The sequence below is a fragment of the Promicromonospora kroppenstedtii DSM 19349 genome, from assembly GCF_000515355.1.
In the GTDB taxonomy this organism is placed as follows: Bacteria; Actinomycetota; Actinomycetes; order Actinomycetales; family Cellulomonadaceae; genus Promicromonospora; species Promicromonospora kroppenstedtii.
The window spans coordinates 294481-310352 of the sequence record NZ_KI911686.1 but is presented as its reverse complement, the minus strand read 5'-3'; the positions used below and the strand labels follow the sequence as shown (position 1 = coordinate 310352).

29 protein-coding genes are annotated in these 15872 nt (G+C 67.7%); all 29 read right to left on the bottom strand.

Annotated elements, in window-relative coordinates:
- Positions 1-84: 84 nt before the first annotated feature.
- The 29 genes from rplQ to rplD all read right to left on the bottom strand — a co-directional run bounded on the left by rplQ (position 85) and on the right by rplD (position 15872).
- A complete protein-coding gene (gene rplQ / locus PROKR_RS16095) occupies positions 85-606 on the bottom strand; it encodes a 50S ribosomal protein L17 (RefSeq protein WP_036964596.1) in 522 nt (173 codons plus the stop codon).
- A 55-nt stretch (positions 607-661) separates the two neighbouring features.
- Entirely contained in the window at positions 662-1678 is a 1017-nt protein-coding gene (locus PROKR_RS16090) for a DNA-directed RNA polymerase subunit alpha (RefSeq protein ID WP_036964595.1), read from the bottom strand.
- A 188-nt stretch (positions 1679-1866) separates the two neighbouring features.
- Positions 1867-2271 (bottom strand): 30S ribosomal protein S11, encoded by a 405-nt coding sequence (gene rpsK, locus PROKR_RS16085; RefSeq protein ID WP_020016139.1) that lies wholly within the window; start codon positions 2269-2271, stop codon positions 1867-1869.
- Between the two features lie 75 nt (positions 2272-2346).
- Positions 2347-2721, bottom strand: a complete 375-nt coding sequence (gene rpsM / locus PROKR_RS16080) for a 30S ribosomal protein S13 (protein ID WP_036964594.1) — start codon at positions 2719-2721, stop codon at positions 2347-2349.
- A gap of 184 nt (positions 2722-2905) precedes the next feature.
- Positions 2906-3019: a 50S ribosomal protein L36 gene (gene rpmJ / locus PROKR_RS16075; RefSeq protein ID WP_003956441.1), complete on the bottom strand. Its 114-nt coding sequence runs from the start codon at positions 3017-3019 to the stop codon at positions 2906-2908.
- A 127-nt stretch (positions 3020-3146) separates the two neighbouring features.
- Entirely contained in the window at positions 3147-3368 is a 222-nt protein-coding gene (gene infA / locus PROKR_RS16070; RefSeq protein ID WP_020016137.1) for a translation initiation factor IF-1, read from the bottom strand.
- Between the two features lie 294 nt (positions 3369-3662).
- Positions 3663-4076 carry a hypothetical protein gene (locus PROKR_RS16065; RefSeq protein WP_036964593.1) on the bottom strand — a complete coding sequence of 138 codons (414 nt, stop codon included), beginning with the start codon at positions 4074-4076 and terminating at the stop codon, positions 3663-3665.
- Between the two features lie 54 nt (positions 4077-4130).
- Entirely contained in the window at positions 4131-5018 is an 888-nt protein-coding gene (gene map / locus PROKR_RS16060) for a type I methionyl aminopeptidase (protein WP_036964592.1), read from the bottom strand.
- Positions 5019-5021: 3 nt separating this feature from the next.
- The gene (locus tag PROKR_RS16055) at positions 5022-5579 is read right to left on the bottom strand and encodes an adenylate kinase (RefSeq protein WP_036964707.1); all 558 of its coding nucleotides are present in this window, start codon (positions 5577-5579) and stop codon (positions 5022-5024) included.
- A gap of 80 nt (positions 5580-5659) precedes the next feature.
- Positions 5660-6955: a preprotein translocase subunit SecY gene (secY, locus tag PROKR_RS16050; protein ID WP_036964591.1), complete on the bottom strand. Its 1296-nt coding sequence runs from the start codon at positions 6953-6955 to the stop codon at positions 5660-5662.
- A gap of 213 nt (positions 6956-7168) precedes the next feature.
- The gene (gene rplO, locus PROKR_RS16045; protein ID WP_036964706.1) at positions 7169-7621 is read right to left on the bottom strand and encodes a 50S ribosomal protein L15; all 453 of its coding nucleotides are present in this window, start codon (positions 7619-7621) and stop codon (positions 7169-7171) included.
- Positions 7622-7623: 2 nt separating this feature from the next.
- Entirely contained in the window at positions 7624-7806 is a 183-nt protein-coding gene (rpmD, locus tag PROKR_RS16040) for a 50S ribosomal protein L30 (protein WP_020016131.1), read from the bottom strand.
- Complete coding sequence (rpsE, locus tag PROKR_RS16035) at positions 7806-8459, bottom strand: 30S ribosomal protein S5 (protein WP_036964590.1); 654 nt, start codon at positions 8457-8459, stop codon at positions 7806-7808. The genes rpmD and rpsE overlap by 1 nt, the downstream gene beginning before the upstream one ends.
- A 31-nt stretch (positions 8460-8490) precedes the next feature.
- Complete coding sequence (rplR, locus tag PROKR_RS16030; RefSeq protein WP_026365834.1) at positions 8491-8862, bottom strand: 50S ribosomal protein L18; 372 nt, start codon at positions 8860-8862, stop codon at positions 8491-8493.
- 2 nt (positions 8863-8864) lie between these two features.
- On the bottom strand, positions 8865-9401 hold the full coding sequence (gene rplF / locus PROKR_RS16025; protein ID WP_026365833.1) for a 50S ribosomal protein L6: 537 nt from the start codon (positions 9399-9401) through the stop codon (positions 8865-8867).
- A 21-nt stretch (positions 9402-9422) separates the two neighbouring features.
- Positions 9423-9821, bottom strand: a complete 399-nt coding sequence (rpsH, locus tag PROKR_RS16020) for a 30S ribosomal protein S8 (protein ID WP_026365832.1) — start codon at positions 9819-9821, stop codon at positions 9423-9425.
- Between the two features lie 73 nt (positions 9822-9894).
- Complete coding sequence (locus tag PROKR_RS16015; protein WP_020016126.1) at positions 9895-10080, bottom strand: type Z 30S ribosomal protein S14; 186 nt, start codon at positions 10078-10080, stop codon at positions 9895-9897.
- 1 nt (position 10081) lies between these two features.
- Positions 10082-10654, bottom strand: a complete 573-nt coding sequence (rplE, locus tag PROKR_RS16010; RefSeq protein WP_020016125.1) for a 50S ribosomal protein L5 — start codon at positions 10652-10654, stop codon at positions 10082-10084.
- Positions 10654-10995, bottom strand: a complete 342-nt coding sequence (gene rplX, locus PROKR_RS16005; RefSeq protein WP_020016124.1) for a 50S ribosomal protein L24 — start codon at positions 10993-10995, stop codon at positions 10654-10656. Before rplX ends, rplE begins: the two co-directional genes overlap by 1 nt.
- Positions 10996-10997: 2 nt before the next feature.
- Complete coding sequence (rplN, locus tag PROKR_RS16000) at positions 10998-11366, bottom strand: 50S ribosomal protein L14 (RefSeq protein WP_020016123.1); 369 nt, start codon at positions 11364-11366, stop codon at positions 10998-11000.
- Between the two features lie 133 nt (positions 11367-11499).
- The gene (rpsQ, locus tag PROKR_RS15995; protein WP_020016122.1) at positions 11500-11790 is read right to left on the bottom strand and encodes a 30S ribosomal protein S17; all 291 of its coding nucleotides are present in this window, start codon (positions 11788-11790) and stop codon (positions 11500-11502) included.
- A gap of 4 nt (positions 11791-11794) precedes the next feature.
- Positions 11795-12034, bottom strand: coding sequence for a 50S ribosomal protein L29 (rpmC, locus tag PROKR_RS15990; RefSeq protein WP_020016121.1), 240 nt, complete (start codon positions 12032-12034; stop codon positions 11795-11797).
- Positions 12034-12450, bottom strand: coding sequence for a 50S ribosomal protein L16 (rplP, locus tag PROKR_RS15985; protein ID WP_020016120.1), 417 nt, complete (start codon positions 12448-12450; stop codon positions 12034-12036). Before rplP ends, rpmC begins: the two co-directional genes overlap by 1 nt.
- Before the next feature lie 2 nt (positions 12451-12452).
- Positions 12453-13289 (bottom strand): 30S ribosomal protein S3, encoded by an 837-nt coding sequence (gene rpsC, locus PROKR_RS15980; RefSeq protein ID WP_020016119.1) that lies wholly within the window; start codon positions 13287-13289, stop codon positions 12453-12455.
- Positions 13289-13648 (bottom strand): 50S ribosomal protein L22, encoded by a 360-nt coding sequence (gene rplV / locus PROKR_RS15975; protein WP_020016118.1) that lies wholly within the window; start codon positions 13646-13648, stop codon positions 13289-13291. Before rplV ends, rpsC begins: the two co-directional genes overlap by 1 nt.
- Before the next feature lie 68 nt (positions 13649-13716).
- Entirely contained in the window at positions 13717-13998 is a 282-nt protein-coding gene (gene rpsS / locus PROKR_RS15970) for a 30S ribosomal protein S19 (protein ID WP_020016117.1), read from the bottom strand.
- A gap of 14 nt (positions 13999-14012) precedes the next feature.
- Positions 14013-14849: a 50S ribosomal protein L2 gene (gene rplB, locus PROKR_RS15965; protein ID WP_020016116.1), complete on the bottom strand. Its 837-nt coding sequence runs from the start codon at positions 14847-14849 to the stop codon at positions 14013-14015.
- 31 nt (positions 14850-14880) lie between these two features.
- Positions 14881-15183 carry a 50S ribosomal protein L23 gene (rplW, locus tag PROKR_RS15960; protein ID WP_020016115.1) on the bottom strand — a complete coding sequence of 101 codons (303 nt, stop codon included), beginning with the start codon at positions 15181-15183 and terminating at the stop codon, positions 14881-14883.
- Entirely contained in the window at positions 15180-15872 is a 693-nt protein-coding gene (rplD, locus tag PROKR_RS15955) for a 50S ribosomal protein L4 (RefSeq protein WP_036964589.1), read from the bottom strand. Before rplD ends, rplW begins: the two co-directional genes overlap by 4 nt.

Here is a 15872-nt window from a genome sequence, read left to right as displayed (position 1 = left end):
CCGTCCTGACCCGCCGACGACGACGCCGGGCCGCACCCTCCGTACGGAAGGTGCGGCCCGGCGTCGTGCAGGGAGGAAGGAGGCTCAGGCCTCCTTCTTCTCCTCCGTGGTCTCCTCGGCGGGGGCGTCCTTGACGTCCTCGGCGGGGGTCTCCTCCACGGGAGCGTCCTCGACGGGCGCGTCCTCGACCGGAGCAGCCTTCTCGGTGGCCTTGGTGGCCTCCTTGACGACGGCCTGCTTGGGGCTCACGGGCTCGGTCACGAGCTCGATGACCGCCATCGGCGCGTTGTCGCCCTTGCGGGTGCCGATCTTGGTGATGCGCGTGTAGCCACCGTTGCGCTCGGCCATGGCCGGGGCGATCTCGGTGAACAGCGTGTGGACCACGCCCTTGTCGCGCACGACGGTGAGCACGCGGCGGCGGGCGGACAGGTCGCCCTTCTTCGCGAACGTGATCAGACGCTCGGCCAGCGGACGCAGGCGCTTGGCCTTGGTCTCGGTGGTCGTGATGCGGCCGTGCTCGAAGAGCGAGGTCGACAGGTTCGCGAGGATCAGACGCTCGTGAGCCGGGCTACCGCCGAGCCGTGCGCCCTTGGTGGGGGTAGGCATTGCTTGTCTCCTTGAATGTGGTTCCGCGCACCCGGCCTAGGCCGGGTGCGGGACGTCAGTACGACTGCTCGTCGCTGCCGTAGGCCGCGGAGTCGCCACCCTCGAAGTACGAGGCGCCGGCCGGATCGAAGTCCAGCGGCGAGTCCTTGAGGCTGAGGCCGAGCTCGGCCAGCTTCTCCTTGACCTCGGTGATCGACTTCGCACCGAAGTTGCGGATGTCGAGCAGGTCCGCCTCGCTGCGGGCCACGAGCTCGCCCACCTGGTGGATGCCCTCGCGCTTGAGGCAGTTGTACGAACGGATGGTGAGGTTGAGCTCCTCGATCGGCAGCGCCAGGTCCGCGGCCAGCGCGGTGTCCGTCGGCGACGGGCCGATCTCGATGCCCTCGGCCTCGACGTTCAGCTCACGTGCCAGGCCGAACAGCTCGACCAGGGTCTTGCCAGCCGATGCGAGCGCGTCGCGAGGCGTGATCGCCTGCTTGGTCTCGACGTCGACGATGAGCTTGTCGAAGTCGGTGCGCTGCTCGACTCGGGTGGCCTCGACCTTGTACGTGACCTTGAGGACCGGCGAGTAGATCGAGTCGACCGGGATGCGCCCGATCTCCGCGTCGAACTGCTTGTTCTGCGCGGCGGACACGTACCCACGGCCCCGCTCGACGGTCAGCTCGATCTCGAGCTTGCCCTTGTCGTTGAGGGTGGCGATGTGCAGGTCGGGGTTGTGGACCTCGACCCCCGCCGGCGGAACGATGTCCGCGGCGGTCACGGTGCCGGCGCCCTGCTTGCGCAGGTACATCACGACGGGCTCGTCGTTCTCCGAGGAGACGACGAGGTTCTTGATGTTGAGGATGATCTCGGTGACGTCCTCCTTCACGCCCGACACGGTGCTGAACTCGTGCAGCACACCGTCGATACGGATGGACGTGACAGCCGCGCCCGGGATGGACGACAGCAGGGTGCGACGCATCGAGTTGCCGAGCGTGTAGCCGAAGCCAGGCTCGAGCGGCTCGATGGAGAAGCGGGAACGGCTCTCCGAGATGACCTCTTCGGTCAGCGTGGGGCGCTGTGCGATGAGCACTGTGGGTGTCCTTTCAGTGTGCGTCCGCTATATGACGCATCACGGCCTTGCGATCTCTCGCAGCCCGGGCGGATCTCTGTCACCGTCCGGGCGGGTTGCTCACCTCGTGAGGTGAGCGGGCGCCGCGATCGCGGTGCGGTCCCGCGGCCCTGGGGCCGCGCGCCGCACCGCGTCGCGACAGACGTACGTCAGACGCGGCGACGCTTCGGGGGGCGGCAGCCGTTGTGCGCCTGGGGCGTCACGTCCTGGATCGAGCCGACCTCGAGGCCGGTCGCCTGGAGCGAGCGGATGGCGGTCTCGCGACCGGAACCCGGGCCCTTCACGAAGACGTCGACCTTCTTGACGCCGTGCTCCTGCGCGCGGCGAGCGGCCGACTCGGCGGCCATCTGCGCGGCGTACGGGGTGGACTTGCGGGAGCCCTTGAAGCCGACGTGGCCGGCAGAGGCCCACGACACCACGGCACCGGACGGGTCGGTGATCGAGATGATCGTGTTGTTGAAGGTGGACTTGATGTGCGCCTGGCCGAGCGGGACGTTCTTCTTGTCCTTGCGGCGCGGCTTGCGGCCGGCGGCGGCGCGAGTCTTGGGAGGCATCTGTTCTGTAATCTCCTGGTCTGATCGGACCGGGGCGGTCTCAGCTCGATGAACCGACCGCTCCACGGACTGCTATCAGCGGGCCTTCTTCTTGCCCGCGACGGTGCGCTTGGGACCCTTGCGGGTGCGCGCGTTGGTCTTGGTGCGCTGACCACGCACCGGCAGGCCGCGACGGTGGCGCAGGCCCTGGTAGGTGCCGATCTCGACCTTGCGGCGGATGTCGGCCGCGACCTCACGGCGGAGGTCACCCTCGAGCTTGAAGTTGCCCTCGAGGTAGTCGCGGAGCGCAACGAGCTCGGCGTCGCCGAGGTCCTTCACGCGGACGTCCGGGCTGATGCCCGTGGCGGCCAGGGTCTCCTTCGCGCGGGTACGACCCACACCGAAGATGTACGTGAGCGCAACCTCAAGCCGCTTGTCGCGGGGGAGGTCGACGCCGATAAGACGTGCCATGTGCCTTCCGGCTCCTGTACTGCTCGTCGGAGGTCTGCCGCACCGCCATCCCGCGATTCTTCGCGGGCCCCGGCCTCCGGACCGAGGGTTCCCCTGCCCTGCGTGGTTACCCGCGGGGCGTGGTTCGAGGTGGTGCGCTGGTGGTGGCCTCAGCCACCGGTCCGGGCGTGTGCCCGGAGCGTGATCAGCCCTGGCGCTGCTTGTGGCGCAGGTTGTCGCAGATCACCATGACGCGACCGTGCCGGCGGATCACCTTGCACTTGTCGCAGATCTTCTTGACGCTCGGCTTGACCTTCATCGGGTTTTCCTCCGCCACGAACGTCCGGTCTCCCGGTGCGCGCGCAGCAGTGTCGTGGGTGGTCGATCGTACGGCGACGTCCTCCGCGGCCAGGCCGTGGGTGACGCAGCCCCGGATCGGGGACTGACTACTTGTAGCGGTAGACGATCCGGCCGCGGGACAGGTCGTACGGGCTGAGCTCCACCACCACGCGGTCCTCGGGGAGGATCCGGATGTAGTGCTGACGCATCTTTCCCGAGATGTGCGCGAGAACCTTGTGACCGTTCGACAGCTCGACGCGGAACATCGCGTTCGGCAGAGCCTCGATCACACTGCCCTCGATCTCGATGACACCGTCCTTCTTTGCCATATCCTCCGCTAACTCTCGTCGTGACTGCTTCCACGCCCACGGCACCGCAGGAGACCTGCGAGACCGTCAGTCGGGTGTGGATGTCGCGTGTGTCCGTGTACCGCCTACCTCGTGTGCCTCGGCCTGCGCCCCGCATGCGCGGGGACCGGCAGGCGCCGTCGGCACCCTTTCAAGATCTGGAGGCGTTGGACGGACTACACCCAGCGATCTATCTTACGTCAGTTCGTAAACCATTCAAAGCGAAGACCGCCGACGGCGCACGTCCGGCGCGTGAGCCTCGCCACGCGGGGCGGCTCAGAGGTCGTACTCGACCCCGGGCAGACCGATCATCGTGTGGGGCAGGCTACCCACGAAGAAGTACAGCATCGGGAGCCAGCCGACCACGATGCCCAGGCCGAGCGCCACGAGCACGGGCCGCCCGCGGGTGACCCAGACCCAGATGCCGAACAGCCACACCACGATGCCGAGCAGCAGGACCGACTCCCACACGAGGAGCGAGGTGCCGAAGCCGAGCACGATCCCGACCCACAGGAAGGGACTCGGGGCGAGCCGGCGGCCCCAGGCGGCGAGCCAGCGCCCGAGACGGCGCAGCCCTCGTCCGAGCGCCGCCAGGACCCGCGCGTACCACGGCCCGCGCGACCGCCCCGGCACGGCGTGCGCCGGCGCCCGGGCACCGGTGTCGGGCAGGGTGTGCGCGTCGTCGGTCACGGGCCGATCCTAGCCAACTGACTGGACCTTAAATAGCCCCCGGGGTGAAGTTTCTCAGCCGAGGTCGACGGGCCGCACGCCGAAGTCGGCGAGGCGCTCCGCTCCCCCGTCGACGGCCGTCAGGACGACGATGCCGTCCGCCATGATCGCCGTCGAGTGCTCCCAGTGGGCCGCGCGCGAGCCGTCGGTCGTGACCACGGTCCAGTCGTCCGCGAGCACCTTGGTCTCGCCGCCGCCTCGGCTGATCATCGGCTCGATGGCGAGGCACATGCCGGCCCGCAGGCGTGGGCCCGACCCGGAGGTCCGGTAGTTGTGCACGTCCGGGGGCTGGTGCATGGCGGTGCCGATGCCGTGTCCCACGTACTCCTCGACGATCCCGTACTCGGTGCCGGTGAACTCCCCGGCCAGCTCGACAGCGGTCTCGACGGCCTCGCCCACGGCGTTGAGCCGCTTGGCCGACGCCAGGGATGCGATGCCCGCCCACATGGCTGTCTCGGTCGCCCGGACGAGCGCGATGTCGGCGAGATCCGCTCCGGCGGCGACCAGGGCGTCGTCGGGCAGGCGGTGGTCCAGGGCGCCCTCGGGGCCCAGGACGAACGAGATCGCCGAGTCGCCGTGCCAGCCCTCGACGATCGCGCCGCAGTCGATCGAGACGAGGTCACCCGCGGCGAGCACCCGGCTGCCCGGGATGCCGTGGATGACCTCGTCGTTGACCGAGGCGCAGATGACCGCCGGGAAGCCGTGGTATCCCAGGAACGACGGCTTGGCGCCGGCCGCCTCGATCGTGCGCGTGGCGACGGCATCGAGGTCGGCAGTGGTCAGGCCGGGCCGGGCAGCCGCCCGGACCGCTGCGAGCGTGTCGGCGACCACCAGACCGGCGCGCCGCATGAGGCGCACCTGGTCCGGTGTCTTGTACTCGATCCGCTCCCGGCCGAAGACCACCGGTCAGCCCAGCTGGGTCGCGAGCGAGGCGACGATGCGGTCGGTGACCTCGGCGATCTCGCCGACGCCGTCCACCTTGGCCAGCAGCCCTCGCTCCGCGTAGGCCGCGGTGAGGGGCGCCGTCTCGCTGTAGTAGATGTCAAGGCGGCGGGCGATCCCCTCGGGGGTGTCGTCCTCGCGCCCCTCTTCGTCCGCACGCTTGGCGAGGCGCTCCATGAGCACGTCCCGCTCCGCGGTCAGCTCGATCACGCCGTCGAGCTCCCAGCCGAAGCCGGCGAGCGCGGCGTCCAGCTCGGTGACCTGGGCCGCGTTGCGCGGGTAGCCGTCGAGCAGGAAGCCGGCCTTGACGTCGTCCTGGCCCAGCCGGTCACGAACCATGGCGTTGGTGACCTCGTCCGGAACGAGCTCGCCCTTGTCGATGTAGGCCTGCGCCGTGTTGCCGAGGTCCGTGCTGTCCTTGATGTTGGCCCGGAAGATGTCACCGGTGGAGATCGCCACGATCCCGAAGACCTCGGCAAGACGCGCTGCCTGCGTGCCCTTGCCGACGCCCTGCGGGCCCATGATGACCAGGCGGGTGACCTGGCCCTCCCGGTCCGGACGAGCGTGCAGCTCGCGGCGAGTGGCGGTGGTGGGAGTCTGGCTCAACGGAGGAATCCTTCGTAGTGGCGCTGCTGCAGCTGGGAGTCGATCTGCTTGACCGTCTCCAGCCCGACGCCGACCACGATGAGGATCGAGCTACCGCCGAAGGGCAGGTTGGTGCTGACGCCAAGGAAGACGAGCACCAGCGTCGGGATCAGCGCGATCAGCGCGAGGTACAGGGAACCGGCGGAGGTGATCCGGGTGATCACGAAGTCGAGGTACTCCGCCGTGGGGCGGCCGGCCCGGATGCCGGGGATGAAGCCGCCGTACTTCTTCATGTTGTCCGCGACCTCGTCCGGGTTGAACGTGATCGAGGTGTAGAAGAAGCAGAAGAAGATGATCATCAGCGTGTAGATCGCGATGTACAGCGGCGACGACTGCTGGACCAGGTTGTTGGAGATCCAGATGACCCACTCGGAGCTCTGGTCCCCGAACTGGGCGAGAAGCCCCGGGATGGCAAGGATCGACGCCGCGAAGATCACGGGGATCACGCCGGACATGTTGATCTTGATCGGGATGTACGTGCTGGTGCCGCCGTACATGCGGCGGCCCACCATGCGCTTGGCGTACTGCACCGGGATGCGGCGCTGCGACTGCTCGACGAACACCACGAGGCCGATGACCAAGATGATCACGAGGACCATGATCGTGAAGTTCACGACGCCGTTGGCGCCACCGGCGATCGACCAGAGGGAGGTCGGGAAGCTGGCCGCGATCGACGTGAAGATCAGGAGCGACATGCCGTTCCCGACGCCGCGCTCGGTGATGAGCTCGCCGAGCCACATGACCAGGCCGGTACCGGCGGTCATGGTGATGACCATGAAGATGGAGGTCAGGATGCTGTCGTCCGCGATGACGTCAAGGCCACAGCCGCTGAAGAGCAGGCCCTGGCGCGCCGTCGTGATGACGGTCGTCGACTGGAGGATCGCGAGGGCGATCGTCAGGTAGCGCGTGTACTGGGTCAGCTTGGTCTGGCCCGACTGGCCCTCCTTGTGCAGGGCCTCGAAGCGCGGGATGACCACGCGAAGCAGCTGCACGATGATGCTGGCCGTGATGTACGGCATGATCCCGAGGGCGAAGATCGACAGCTGCAGCAGCGCGCCGCCGCTGAAGACGTTGATCAGGCCGAGCAGGCTGTCGTTGTCCGCCTGCGCGATACATTGCTGCACGTTCGCGTAGTCCACGCCCGGAGTCGGGATGAACGACCCGAGGCGGAAGATCGTCATGATGGCGATCGTGAACAGCAGCTTGCGCCGCAGGTCTGGCGTCCGGAAAGCCCGGCCGAAAGCGCTGAGCACCCTATCCTCCTGGCCCGCCGTTGCGGGATCTAGTGTCGCCGGCGGGACGCCGGCGAGGTGAGTCGAACGTGGGCCAGACCACAACGGTGCAGCCAGACCGTGTCGGATTCTACGTTGCTTACGGGGTCCGTTGGACCACGTTCGCTCCCGGAAATACTCAAGAGAGCACACAGGGCCGGCCGCGCTCACGCGCCGCCGGCCCTGTCAGCTGTCTCAGGCCTCCGAGACCGTACCGCCGGCCGCCAGGATCTTCTCCTTGGCGGAAGCCGAGACGCGGTCGACCGCGATCTCGAGCTTGACGGTGATGTCGCCGTTGCCGAGCACCTTCACGGGCTGGCCCTTGCGGACCGCGCCCTTCGCGACCAGGTCCTCGACGGTGACGGTGCCACCCTCGGGGAACAGCTCGGAAAGCTTGTCCAGGTTCACGACCTGGAACTCGACACGGAACGGGTTCTTGAAGCCACGGAGCTTCGGAAGGCGCATGTGCAGAGGCATCTGCCCACCCTCGAAGCCCGCGGGGACCTGGTAACGAGCCTTCGTACCCTTGGTACCACGGCCTGCCGTCTTACCCTTCGAGCCCTCACCGCGACCCACACGGGTCTTCGCGGTCTTGGCGCCGGGGGCCGGACGGAGGTGGTGGACCTTCAGCGGCTTGTTCTCCGCCATGATCACTCGACCTCCTCGACGGCGACGAGGTGCGCCACCGTCTTGACCATGCCACGGATCTCCGCGCGGTCCTCCTTCACGGCGGTGTCGCCGATCCGCTTGAGGCCGAGCGTCCGCAGCGTGTCACGCTGGTTCTGCTTGCCGCCGATGGCGGACTTGGTCTGAGTCACCTTCAGTCGAGCCATCACGCACCCGCCTTTGCAGTCGACTCGGCACGACCGGCGGCCTGCGCGCGGAGCAGCGCGGCCGGGGCCACGTCCTCCAGCGGGAGCCCACGACGAGCGGCAACTGCGGCCGGCTCCTCGAGACCCCGCAGGGCCGCGACCGTGGCGTGCACGATGTTGATCGCGTTGGACGAACCGAGCGACTTGCTCAGCACGTCGTGGATACCGGCGCACTCCAGCACGGCGCGGACCGGACCACCGGCGATAACACCGGTACCCGGGGACGCCGGACGCAGGAACACGACACCGGCAGCGGCCTCACCCTGGATGGGGTGCGGGATGGTGCCCTGGATGCGAGGGACGCGGAAGAAGTTCTTCTTCGCCTCCTCGACACCCTTGGCGATAGCCGCGGGCACCTCCTTGGCCTTGCCGTAGCCGACGCCGACGGTGCCGTCGCCATCGCCCACCACGACGAGCGCGGTGAAGCTGAAGCGACGGCCGCCCTTGACGACCTTGGCGACGCGGTTGATGGAGACGACCTTCTCGACGAAGGCGCTCTTCTCCTCGCGACCGCCGCGGCGGTCGTCGCGACGCCCGCCACCACGGCGGTCGTTACGGTCCTTGTTCTCGGTGGCGGCACCCTGGGGGGCGCCGCTGCGCTGCCCTGCAGCCATCAGAGAGTCCTCTTCTTCCGTGCGTTGGTCATCACAGGGCCAGACCGCCCTCGCGGGCGCCGTCAGCCACAGCAGCGACGCGACCGTGGTACTTGTTGCCGCCGCGGTCGAACACGACGGTGTCGACGCCGACAGCCTTGGCACGCTCGGCGACGAGCTCGCCGACCTTGCGGGCCTTGGCCGTCTTGTCGCCGTCGAACGCACGCAGGTCGGCCTCGAGGGTCGACGCCGAGGCGACGGTCTTGCCCACGCTGTCGTCCACGATCTGCGCGACCATGTGGCGCGCGGAGCGGGTGACGACCAGACGGGGACGAACGGCGGTGCCGGTGATCTTCTTGCGCAGGCGCAGGTGACGACGCTGGCGAGCGACGGACTTGCCCTTGCCCAGGATCTTGATAGCCATCGTCACTTACCAGCCTTTCCGACCTTGCGGCGGACGTTCTCGCCGGCGTAGCGCACGCCCTTGCCCTTGTAGGGCTCGGGCTTGCGGATCTTGCGAATGTTCGCTGCGACCTCGCCGACCTGCTGCTTGTCGATGCCCGAGACCGAGAACTTGGTGGGGCTCTCGACAGCGAACGTGACACCCGCGGGGGGTTCGATGACAACGGGGTGGCTGAAGCCCAGTGCGAACTCGAGGTTCGAACCCTTCGCCACGACACGGTAACCAGTACCGACGATCTCGAGCTTCTTCTCGTAGCCCTCGGTCACGCCCGTGATCATGTTGGCGATCAGGGTGCGGGTGAGGCCGTGCAGCGCACGGGAGTTCCGCTCGTCGTCCGGGCGGGACACCACGAGCTGGGCGTCCTCCTGAGCGACATTGATGGGTGCGGGCACGGTGTGCTCGAGAGAACCCTTGGGGCCCTTCACGGTCACGAGCGCGCCGCTGACAGTGATGTCCACGCCGGCCGGGACCGGAACGGGAAGCTTGCCGATTCGAGACATTGGCGTTTTCTCCTTTCCGGATTACCAGACGTAGGCGAGGACTTCGCCGCCGACGCCCTTGGCCTGTGCCTGGCGGTCGGTCAGCAGGCCGGAGGACGTGGACAGGATCGCCACGCCCAGGCCGCCGAGGACCTTGGGCAGTTCGGTGGACTTGCGGTAGACGCGCAGGCCGGGCTTCGAGATGCGGCGCACGCCCGCGAGGGCGCGCTCCCGGTTCTGGCCGTACTTCAGCTCGAGCGTGAGGGACTTGCCCACCTGGGCGTCCTCCACGGACCAGCCGGCGATGTAGCCCTCGGCCTGCAGGATCTCAGCGATGTGCGTCTTCAGCTTCGACGACGGCATGGTGACCGTGTCGTGGTGCGCCGAGTTCGCGTTACGCAGACGGGTCAGCATGTCTGCGATCGGGTCGGTCATAGTCATCGGGCTCTTGCCCTTCCTCGCCGGGGTATCCGAACGGCCTCGTGTGGCCGGACAGACCTACGGCGTAGTTGTGTTACCAGCTGCTCTTGGTGACGCCGGGAAGCTCGCCGCGGTGGGCCATCTCCCGCACGCAGATACGGCACAGGCCGAACTTGCGGTAGACGGAGTGCGGGCGACCGCACTTCTGGCACCGGGTGTAGGCGCGAACCGCGAACTTCGGCTTGCCGGCCGCCTTGTTGATCAGGGCCTTCTTCGCCATGTCAGTTCTCCTTGAAGGGGAAGCCGAGACGGCGCAGCAGGGAGCGGCCCTCGTCGTCGGTCGTCGCCGTCGTCACGACCGTGATGTCCATACCGCGGACCCGGTCGATCTTGTCCTGGTCGATCTCGTGGAACATCGACTGCTCCGTGAGACCGAAGGTGTAGTTGCCGTGCCCGTCGAACTGCTTGGGCGACAGACCGCGGAAGTCGCGGATACGCGGCAGAGCGGTGGACAGCAGGCGGTCGAGGAACTCCCACATGCGGTCGCCGCGGAGCGTGACGTGCGCACCGATCGGCATGCCCTCGCGCAGCTTGAACTGAGCGATGGACTTACGGGCCTTGGTGACCTGCGGCTTCTGACCGGTGATCGCCGAGAGGTCGCGGATCGCGCCCTCGATGAGCTTCGAGTCCTTGGCCGCGTCGCCCACACCCATGTTCACGACGATCTTCGTGAGACCGCCGGCCTGGTGCAGGTTCTTGTGGCCGAACTCCTCGATCAGCGCCGAGAGGATCTCCTCGCGGTACTTCTGCTTGAGGCGCGGCTGGGCCGGGGCCTCGATGGTCGTCTCGGTCATCAGATGTCCTTCCCGGAGCGCTTCGCGACGCGGATCCGGACGGTCTTGGTACGACCGTCCCGCTCCACCTGCTCGAGGCGGTACCCGACACGGGTGCCCTTCTTGGTCTCCGGGTCGACGATCATCACGTTGCTCACGTGGATCGGCGCCTCGACCGTCTCGATGCCACCGGTGCGGGTGCCGCGCTGCGACTGGCCCACCTTGGTGTGCTTCGTGACGCGCTGCACGCCCTCGACCACGAGACGGTCGGAGTCCTTCAGGACCTCGAGCACGCGGCCGGTCTTGCCCTTGTCGCGACCCGAGATCACGATGACCTGGTCGCCCTTCTTGATCTTCGCCATGGTCAGAGCACCTCCGGAGCCAGCGAGATGATCTTCATGAACCGCTTGTCACGCAGCTCACGACCCACCGGGCCGAAGATGCGGGTGCCGCGAGGCTCGCCGTCGTTCTTCAGGATGACGGCGGCGTTCTCGTCGAACTTGATGTAGGAACCGTCCGGACGACGGCGCTCCTTGGCGGTCCGGACGACGACGGCCTTGATGACGTCGCCCTTCTTCACGTTGCCGCCCGGGATCGCGTCCTTGACGGTGGCGACGATGGTGTCGCCGATTCCGGCGTAGCGACGGCCGGAGCCACCGAGAACGCGGATGCAGAGAATCTCCTTGGCACCCGTGTTGTCGGCGACCCGAAGTCGCGACTCCTGCTGGATCATTTGAGTGAACTCCTGTCGTCGAACTGGTTCTCGCGCGGACTGCTTCCGGCGAGCCTGGCCGAACGGATAGTTGCTGTGCTGGGGGCGCCACGCGTACGTGTGTCACGCACCGCCCCCAGCGGGAAGAGAAGTCTTACTTGGCCTTCTCGAGGATCTCCACGAGCCGGAACCGCTTGGTGGCGGACAGCGGGCGGGTCTCCATGATCAGAACCAGGTCGCCGATGCCGGCGCTGTTCTGCTCGTCGTGCGCCTTGACCTTCGTGGTGCGACGGATGACCTTGGCGTAGAGCGGGTGCTTCACCCGGTCCTCGACCTCGATCACGATGGTCTTGTCCATCTTGTCGCTCACCACGTAGCCACGGCGCACCTTACGCGTCGCGCGCTGGGCCTCGGGGGCCTCAGCAGCAGTCGTGTTGTCGCTCATTGCCTCACTCACTCACGCTCGGAGCCGTACGGATGCCGAGCTCGCGCTCGCGCAGGATCGTGTAGATCCGGGCGATGTCGCGACGCACGGCCTTGAGACGACCGTGGCTCTCGAGCTGGCCGGTCGCCGACTGGAAGCGGAGGTTGAACAGCTCCTCCTTGGCTTCCTTCAGCTTGCCGACGAGAGTCTCGTCGTCCATGCCGTCCAGATCGATCGGGGCGAGCCCCTGGGTACCGATAGCCATCAGACACCACCCTCGCGCACCACGAAACGGCACTTCATCGGGAGCTTGTGCATCGCGCGGCGCATGGCCTCGCGAGCAAGGGACTCGTCCACGCCGGCCAGCTCGAAAACGATGCGGCCCGGCTTGACGTTGGCGACCCACCACTCCGGCGAACCCTTACCGGAACCCATGCGGGTCTCGGCAGGCTTCTTCGTCAGCGGACGGTCGGGGTAGATGTTGATCCACACCTTGCCGCCACGCTTGATGTGGCGGGTCATTGCGATACGCGCCGCCTCGATCTGGCGGTTGGTGACGTACGCCGGCTCCAGTGCCTGGATGCCGAAGTCGCCGAACGCGATCTGGGTGCCACCCTTCGCCGCGCCGGAGCGCGACGGGTGGTGCTGCTTGCGGTGCTTGACCCTGCGCGGGATCAGCATGGTCAGGCCTCCGTTCCGGTCTCTGCGGCCGGAGCGGCAGCAGCCTGGTCCGCGGGGGCGGACTCGGCGCTGCGCTCGGCCGGACGCTCGTTGCGACGACCGCCACGACGGTCTCCGCCGCGCTCGCCACGCTCAGGGCGGTCGCCCCGGCCACGGCCCTGACGGGGCGCGGCTGCAGCCTGCTGAGCGGCGAACTCCTTCTCGGTGGTCTCGCCCTTGTAGATCCACACCTTCACGCCGATGCGGCCGAAGGTGGTGCGGGCCTCGTAGAAGCCGTAGTCGATGTACGCGCGGAGCGTGTGCAGGGGCACGCGGCCCTCGCGGTAGAACTCCGAACGGCTCATCTCGGCGCCGCCGAGGCGGCCGGAGACCTGCACGCGGATACCCTTCGCGCCGGCGCGCTGGGCGGACTGCATGCCCTTGCGCATCGCACGACGGAAGGAGACACGGCTGGCGAGCTGCTCGGCGATGCCCTGAGCAACCAGCTGCGCGTCGATCTCCGCGTTCTTGACCTCGAGGATGTTGAGCTGAACCTGCTTGCCCGTGAGCTTCTCGAGCTCACCGCGGATGCGGTCGGCCTCAGCACCACGACGGCCGATGACGATGCCCGGACGCGCCGTGTGGATGTCCACGCGGACGCGGTCGCGGGTGCGCTCGATCTCGACCTTGGAGATGCCGGCACGCTCGAGGCCGGTGCCCATGAGCTTGCGGATCTGGACGTCCTCACGGACGTAGTCGCGGTACCGCTGACCAGGCTTGGTGCTGTCGGCGAACCAACGCGACCGGTGGTCGGTGGTGATACCGAGGCGGTACCCGTGCGGGTGAACCTTCTGTCCCACTATCGGGCCCCTTCCTTGTCGGCGAGCACCACGGTGATGTGGCTGGTGCGCTTGAGAATGCGCGTTGCACGTCCCTGAGCCCGCGGGCGGAACCGCTTGAGCGTCGGCCCCTCGTCGACGAACGCGACGGAGACGACCAGGTCGTTCTCGTCGAAGCGCTCGCTGGCGCGGTCGGCCTTCACCCGAGCGTTGGCGATCGCGCTCTCCACAACCTTGCGGATCGGCTCGCTGGCGGCCTGCGGTGCGAACTTCAGCACCGCGACGGCCTCAGAGGCCTGCTTGCCACGGATGAGGTCCACGACGCGCCGGGCCTTCTGGGGCGTGACACGGACGAACCGCGCCTGCGCCTTGGCTTCCATTGCTGTCCTGCTTCCTTTTCTCAGACAGTCCAGGTCATCACTGCTGTTGGGTGGGGTGACCCCACGCCTCAGCGGCGACGACCCTTCCTGTCGTCCTTCACGTGGCCGCGGAAGGTCCGCGTGGGAGCGAACTCGCCGAGCTTGTGGCCGACCATCGCCTCGGTCACGAAGACCGGGACGTGCTTGCGACCGTCGTGCACGGCAAAGGTGTGACCGAGAAAGTCGGGCGTGACAACCGACCGACGGGACCAGGTCTTGATGACGTTCTTGGTCCCCTTCTCGTTCTGGACGTCCACCTTCTTCTGGAGGTGGCCGTCGACGAAGGGGCCCTTCTTCAGGCTACGAGGCATGTTTCAGGCTCCTATCAGCGCTTCTTGCCGGTACGACGGCGACGGACGATCATCCGGTCGCTCGACTTGTTCGGGCGGCGGGTACGACCCTCCGCCTGGCCCCAGGGGCTCACCGGGTGACGACCACCGGACGTCTTACCCTCACCACCACCGTGGGGGTGGTCGACCGGGTTCATGGCGACACCACGGACGGTCGGGCGCTTGCCCTTCCAGCGCATGCGGCCGGCCTTGCCCCAGTTGATGTTCGACTGCTCGGCGTTGCCGACCTCGCCGACCGTCGCGCGGCAGCGCAGGTCGACGTTGCGGATCTCGCCGGACGGCATGCGCAGCTGCGCGTACGGGCCGTCCTTGGCAACGAGCTGCACCGACGCACCCGCCGAGCGGGCGATCTTCGCGCCGCCGCCGGGCCGGAGCTCGATGGCGTGGATGACCGTACCGGTCGGGATGTTGCGCAGCGGCAGGTTGTTGCCGGGCTTGATGTCGGCGCCTGCACCGGCCTCGATGCGGTCGCCCTGCGACAGCTTGTTCGGCGCGATGATGTAGCGCTTCTCGCCGTCCGCGTAGTGCAGGAGCGCGATGCGAGCCGTGCGGTTGGGGTCGTACTCGATGTGAGCGACCTTCGCGGGCACGCCGTCCTTGTCGTGGCGACGGAAGTCGATGACGCGGTAGGCGCGCTTGTGGCCACCGCCCTTGTGCCGCGTCGTGATACGACCGGTGTTGTTACGGCCACCGGTCTTGCTCAGCGGCCGGATCAGAGACTTCTCCGGCTGCGAGCGCGTGACCTCGACGAAGTCGGCGACGCTGGAGCCGCGGCGGCCGGGCGTCGTCGGCTTGTACTTACGGATTCCCATGGAAACCTGTCCTCAATCGTCTCTCGTCAGCTCAGCCGACCGGACCGCCGAAGATGTCGATCGTTCCCTCGCGGAGGGTGACGATCGCACGCTTCGTGTCCTTGCGCTTGCCGAGGCCGAAACGCGTGCGACGCGTCTTGCCCTTGCGGTTGATCGTGTTCACCGAAGCGACCTTGACGCTGAAGACCTTCTCGATCGCGATCTTGATCTCGGTCTTGTTGGCGCTCGGGTCCACGATGAAGGTGTACTTGCCCTCGTCGAGAAGGTTGTAGCTCTTCTCGGAGACGACCGGCGCGAGCAGGATGTCGCGCGGGTCCTTCACGGTGACGCTCACTTGGCGGTCTCCTCAGCGGTCTCGGCCTCGGTCTCCGTGGCGACAGCCTTCGCGCCCTTGGCGGGGCCCTCGAGGAACGCGGCGAGCGCGCCCTCGGTGAAGATCACGTCGTCGGAGACGAGCACGTCGTAGGTGTTCAGCTGGTCAGCGACCAGGAGGTGCACCTCGGGAACGTTGCGGAGCGACTTGATCGTCGCCTCGTCGTCACGCTGCGTCACGACGAGCACGTTCTCGCGCTCCGTGAACTTCTTGATCGTGGCGAGCGCCGTCTTGGTCGACGGGACGCCCTCGATGCCGAAGCCGGCGACGACGTGCACGCGACCGGCGCGGGCGCGGTCGGAGAGCGCACCGCGGAGCGCGGCGGCCTTCATCTTCTTCGGGGTGCGCTGGTCGTACTTGCGCGGCTGCGGGCCGTGGACGGTGCCACCACCGGCGAACTGCGGGGCGCGCGTCGAACCCTGGCGGGCGCGACCGGTGCCCTTCTGCTTGTACGGCTTGCGGCCACCACCACGGACCTCGCCACGAGTCTTCGTGGAGGCCGTGCCCTGGCGGGCGGCTGCGCGCTGCGCAACGACCACCTGGTGGATCAGCGGGACGTTCACGGCGACGTCGAACACCTCAGAGGGGAGCTCGGCGGTGCCGGACTTCTTGCCCTGGGCGTCCAGGACGTCGACAGTCAGAGCGGTCAT

Excerpts from the sequence above, each read along its gene's own strand:
- rpmC (WP_020016121.1), bottom strand. The coding sequence starts at position 12,034 with ATGGCTATCGGTACCCAGGGGCTCGCCCCGATCGATCTGGACGGCATG.
- infA (WP_020016137.1), bottom strand. The coding sequence starts at position 3,368 with ATGGCAAAGAAGGACGGTGTCATCGAGATCGAGGGCAGTGTGATCGAG.
- rplB (WP_020016116.1), bottom strand. The coding sequence starts at position 14,849 with ATGGGAATCCGTAAGTACAAGCCGACGACGCCCGGCCGCCGCGGCTCC.
- rplQ (WP_036964596.1), bottom strand. The coding sequence starts at position 606 with ATGCCTACCCCCACCAAGGGCGCACGGCTCGGCGGTAGCCCGGCTCAC.
- rplP (WP_020016120.1), bottom strand. The coding sequence starts at position 12,450 with ATGCTGATCCCGCGCAGGGTCAAGCACCGCAAGCAGCACCACCCGTCG.
- rplX (WP_020016124.1), bottom strand. The coding sequence starts at position 10,995 with ATGGCGAAGATCAAGAAGGGCGACCAGGTCATCGTGATCTCGGGTCGC.
- rplF (WP_026365833.1), bottom strand. The coding sequence starts at position 9,401 with ATGTCTCGAATCGGCAAGCTTCCCGTTCCGGTCCCGGCCGGCGTGGAC.
- rpsM (WP_036964594.1), bottom strand. The coding sequence starts at position 2,721 with ATGGCACGTCTTATCGGCGTCGACCTCCCCCGCGACAAGCGGCTTGAG.
- rpsS (WP_020016117.1), bottom strand. The coding sequence starts at position 13,998 with ATGCCTCGTAGCCTGAAGAAGGGCCCCTTCGTCGACGGCCACCTCCAG.
- rplE (WP_020016125.1), bottom strand. The coding sequence starts at position 10,654 with ATGACCGAGACGACCATCGAGGCCCCGGCCCAGCCGCGCCTCAAGCAG.
- rplO (WP_036964706.1), bottom strand. The coding sequence starts at position 7,621 with ATGGCGGAGAACAAGCCGCTGAAGGTCCACCACCTCCGTCCGGCCCCC.
- rpsK (WP_020016139.1), bottom strand. The coding sequence starts at position 2,271 with ATGCCTCCCAAGACTCGCGCCGCCGCCGGCCGCAAGCCGCGCCGCAAG.
- rpsE (WP_036964590.1), bottom strand. The coding sequence starts at position 8,459 with ATGGCTGCAGGGCAGCGCAGCGGCGCCCCCCAGGGTGCCGCCACCGAG.
- rplD (WP_036964589.1), bottom strand. The coding sequence starts at position 15,872 with ATGACCGCTCTGACTGTCGACGTCCTGGACGCCCAGGGCAAGAAGTCC.
- PROKR_RS16015 (WP_020016126.1), bottom strand. The coding sequence starts at position 10,080 with ATGGCGAAGAAGGCCCTGATCAACAAGGCGGCCGGCAAGCCGAAGTTC.
- rplV (WP_020016118.1), bottom strand. The coding sequence starts at position 13,648 with ATGGAAGCCAAGGCGCAGGCGCGGTTCGTCCGTGTCACGCCCCAGAAG.
- rplN (WP_020016123.1), bottom strand. The coding sequence starts at position 11,366 with ATGATCCAGCAGGAGTCGCGACTTCGGGTCGCCGACAACACGGGTGCC.
- rpsH (WP_026365832.1), bottom strand. The coding sequence starts at position 9,821 with ATGACTATGACCGACCCGATCGCAGACATGCTGACCCGTCTGCGTAAC.
- PROKR_RS16055 (WP_036964707.1), bottom strand. The coding sequence starts at position 5,579 with ATGGGCCCGCAGGGCGTCGGCAAGGGCACGCAGGCAGCGCGTCTTGCC.
- rpsQ (WP_020016122.1), bottom strand. The coding sequence starts at position 11,790 with ATGAGCGACAACACGACTGCTGCTGAGGCCCCCGAGGCCCAGCGCGCG.
- rplR (WP_026365834.1), bottom strand. The coding sequence starts at position 8,862 with ATGGCTATCAAGATCCTGGGCAAGGGCAAGTCCGTCGCTCGCCAGCGT.
- rpmJ (WP_003956441.1), bottom strand. The coding sequence starts at position 3,019 with ATGAAGGTCAAGCCGAGCGTCAAGAAGATCTGCGACAAGTGCAAGGTG.
- rpmD (WP_020016131.1), bottom strand. The coding sequence starts at position 7,806 with ATGGCTCGACTGAAGGTGACTCAGACCAAGTCCGCCATCGGCGGCAAG.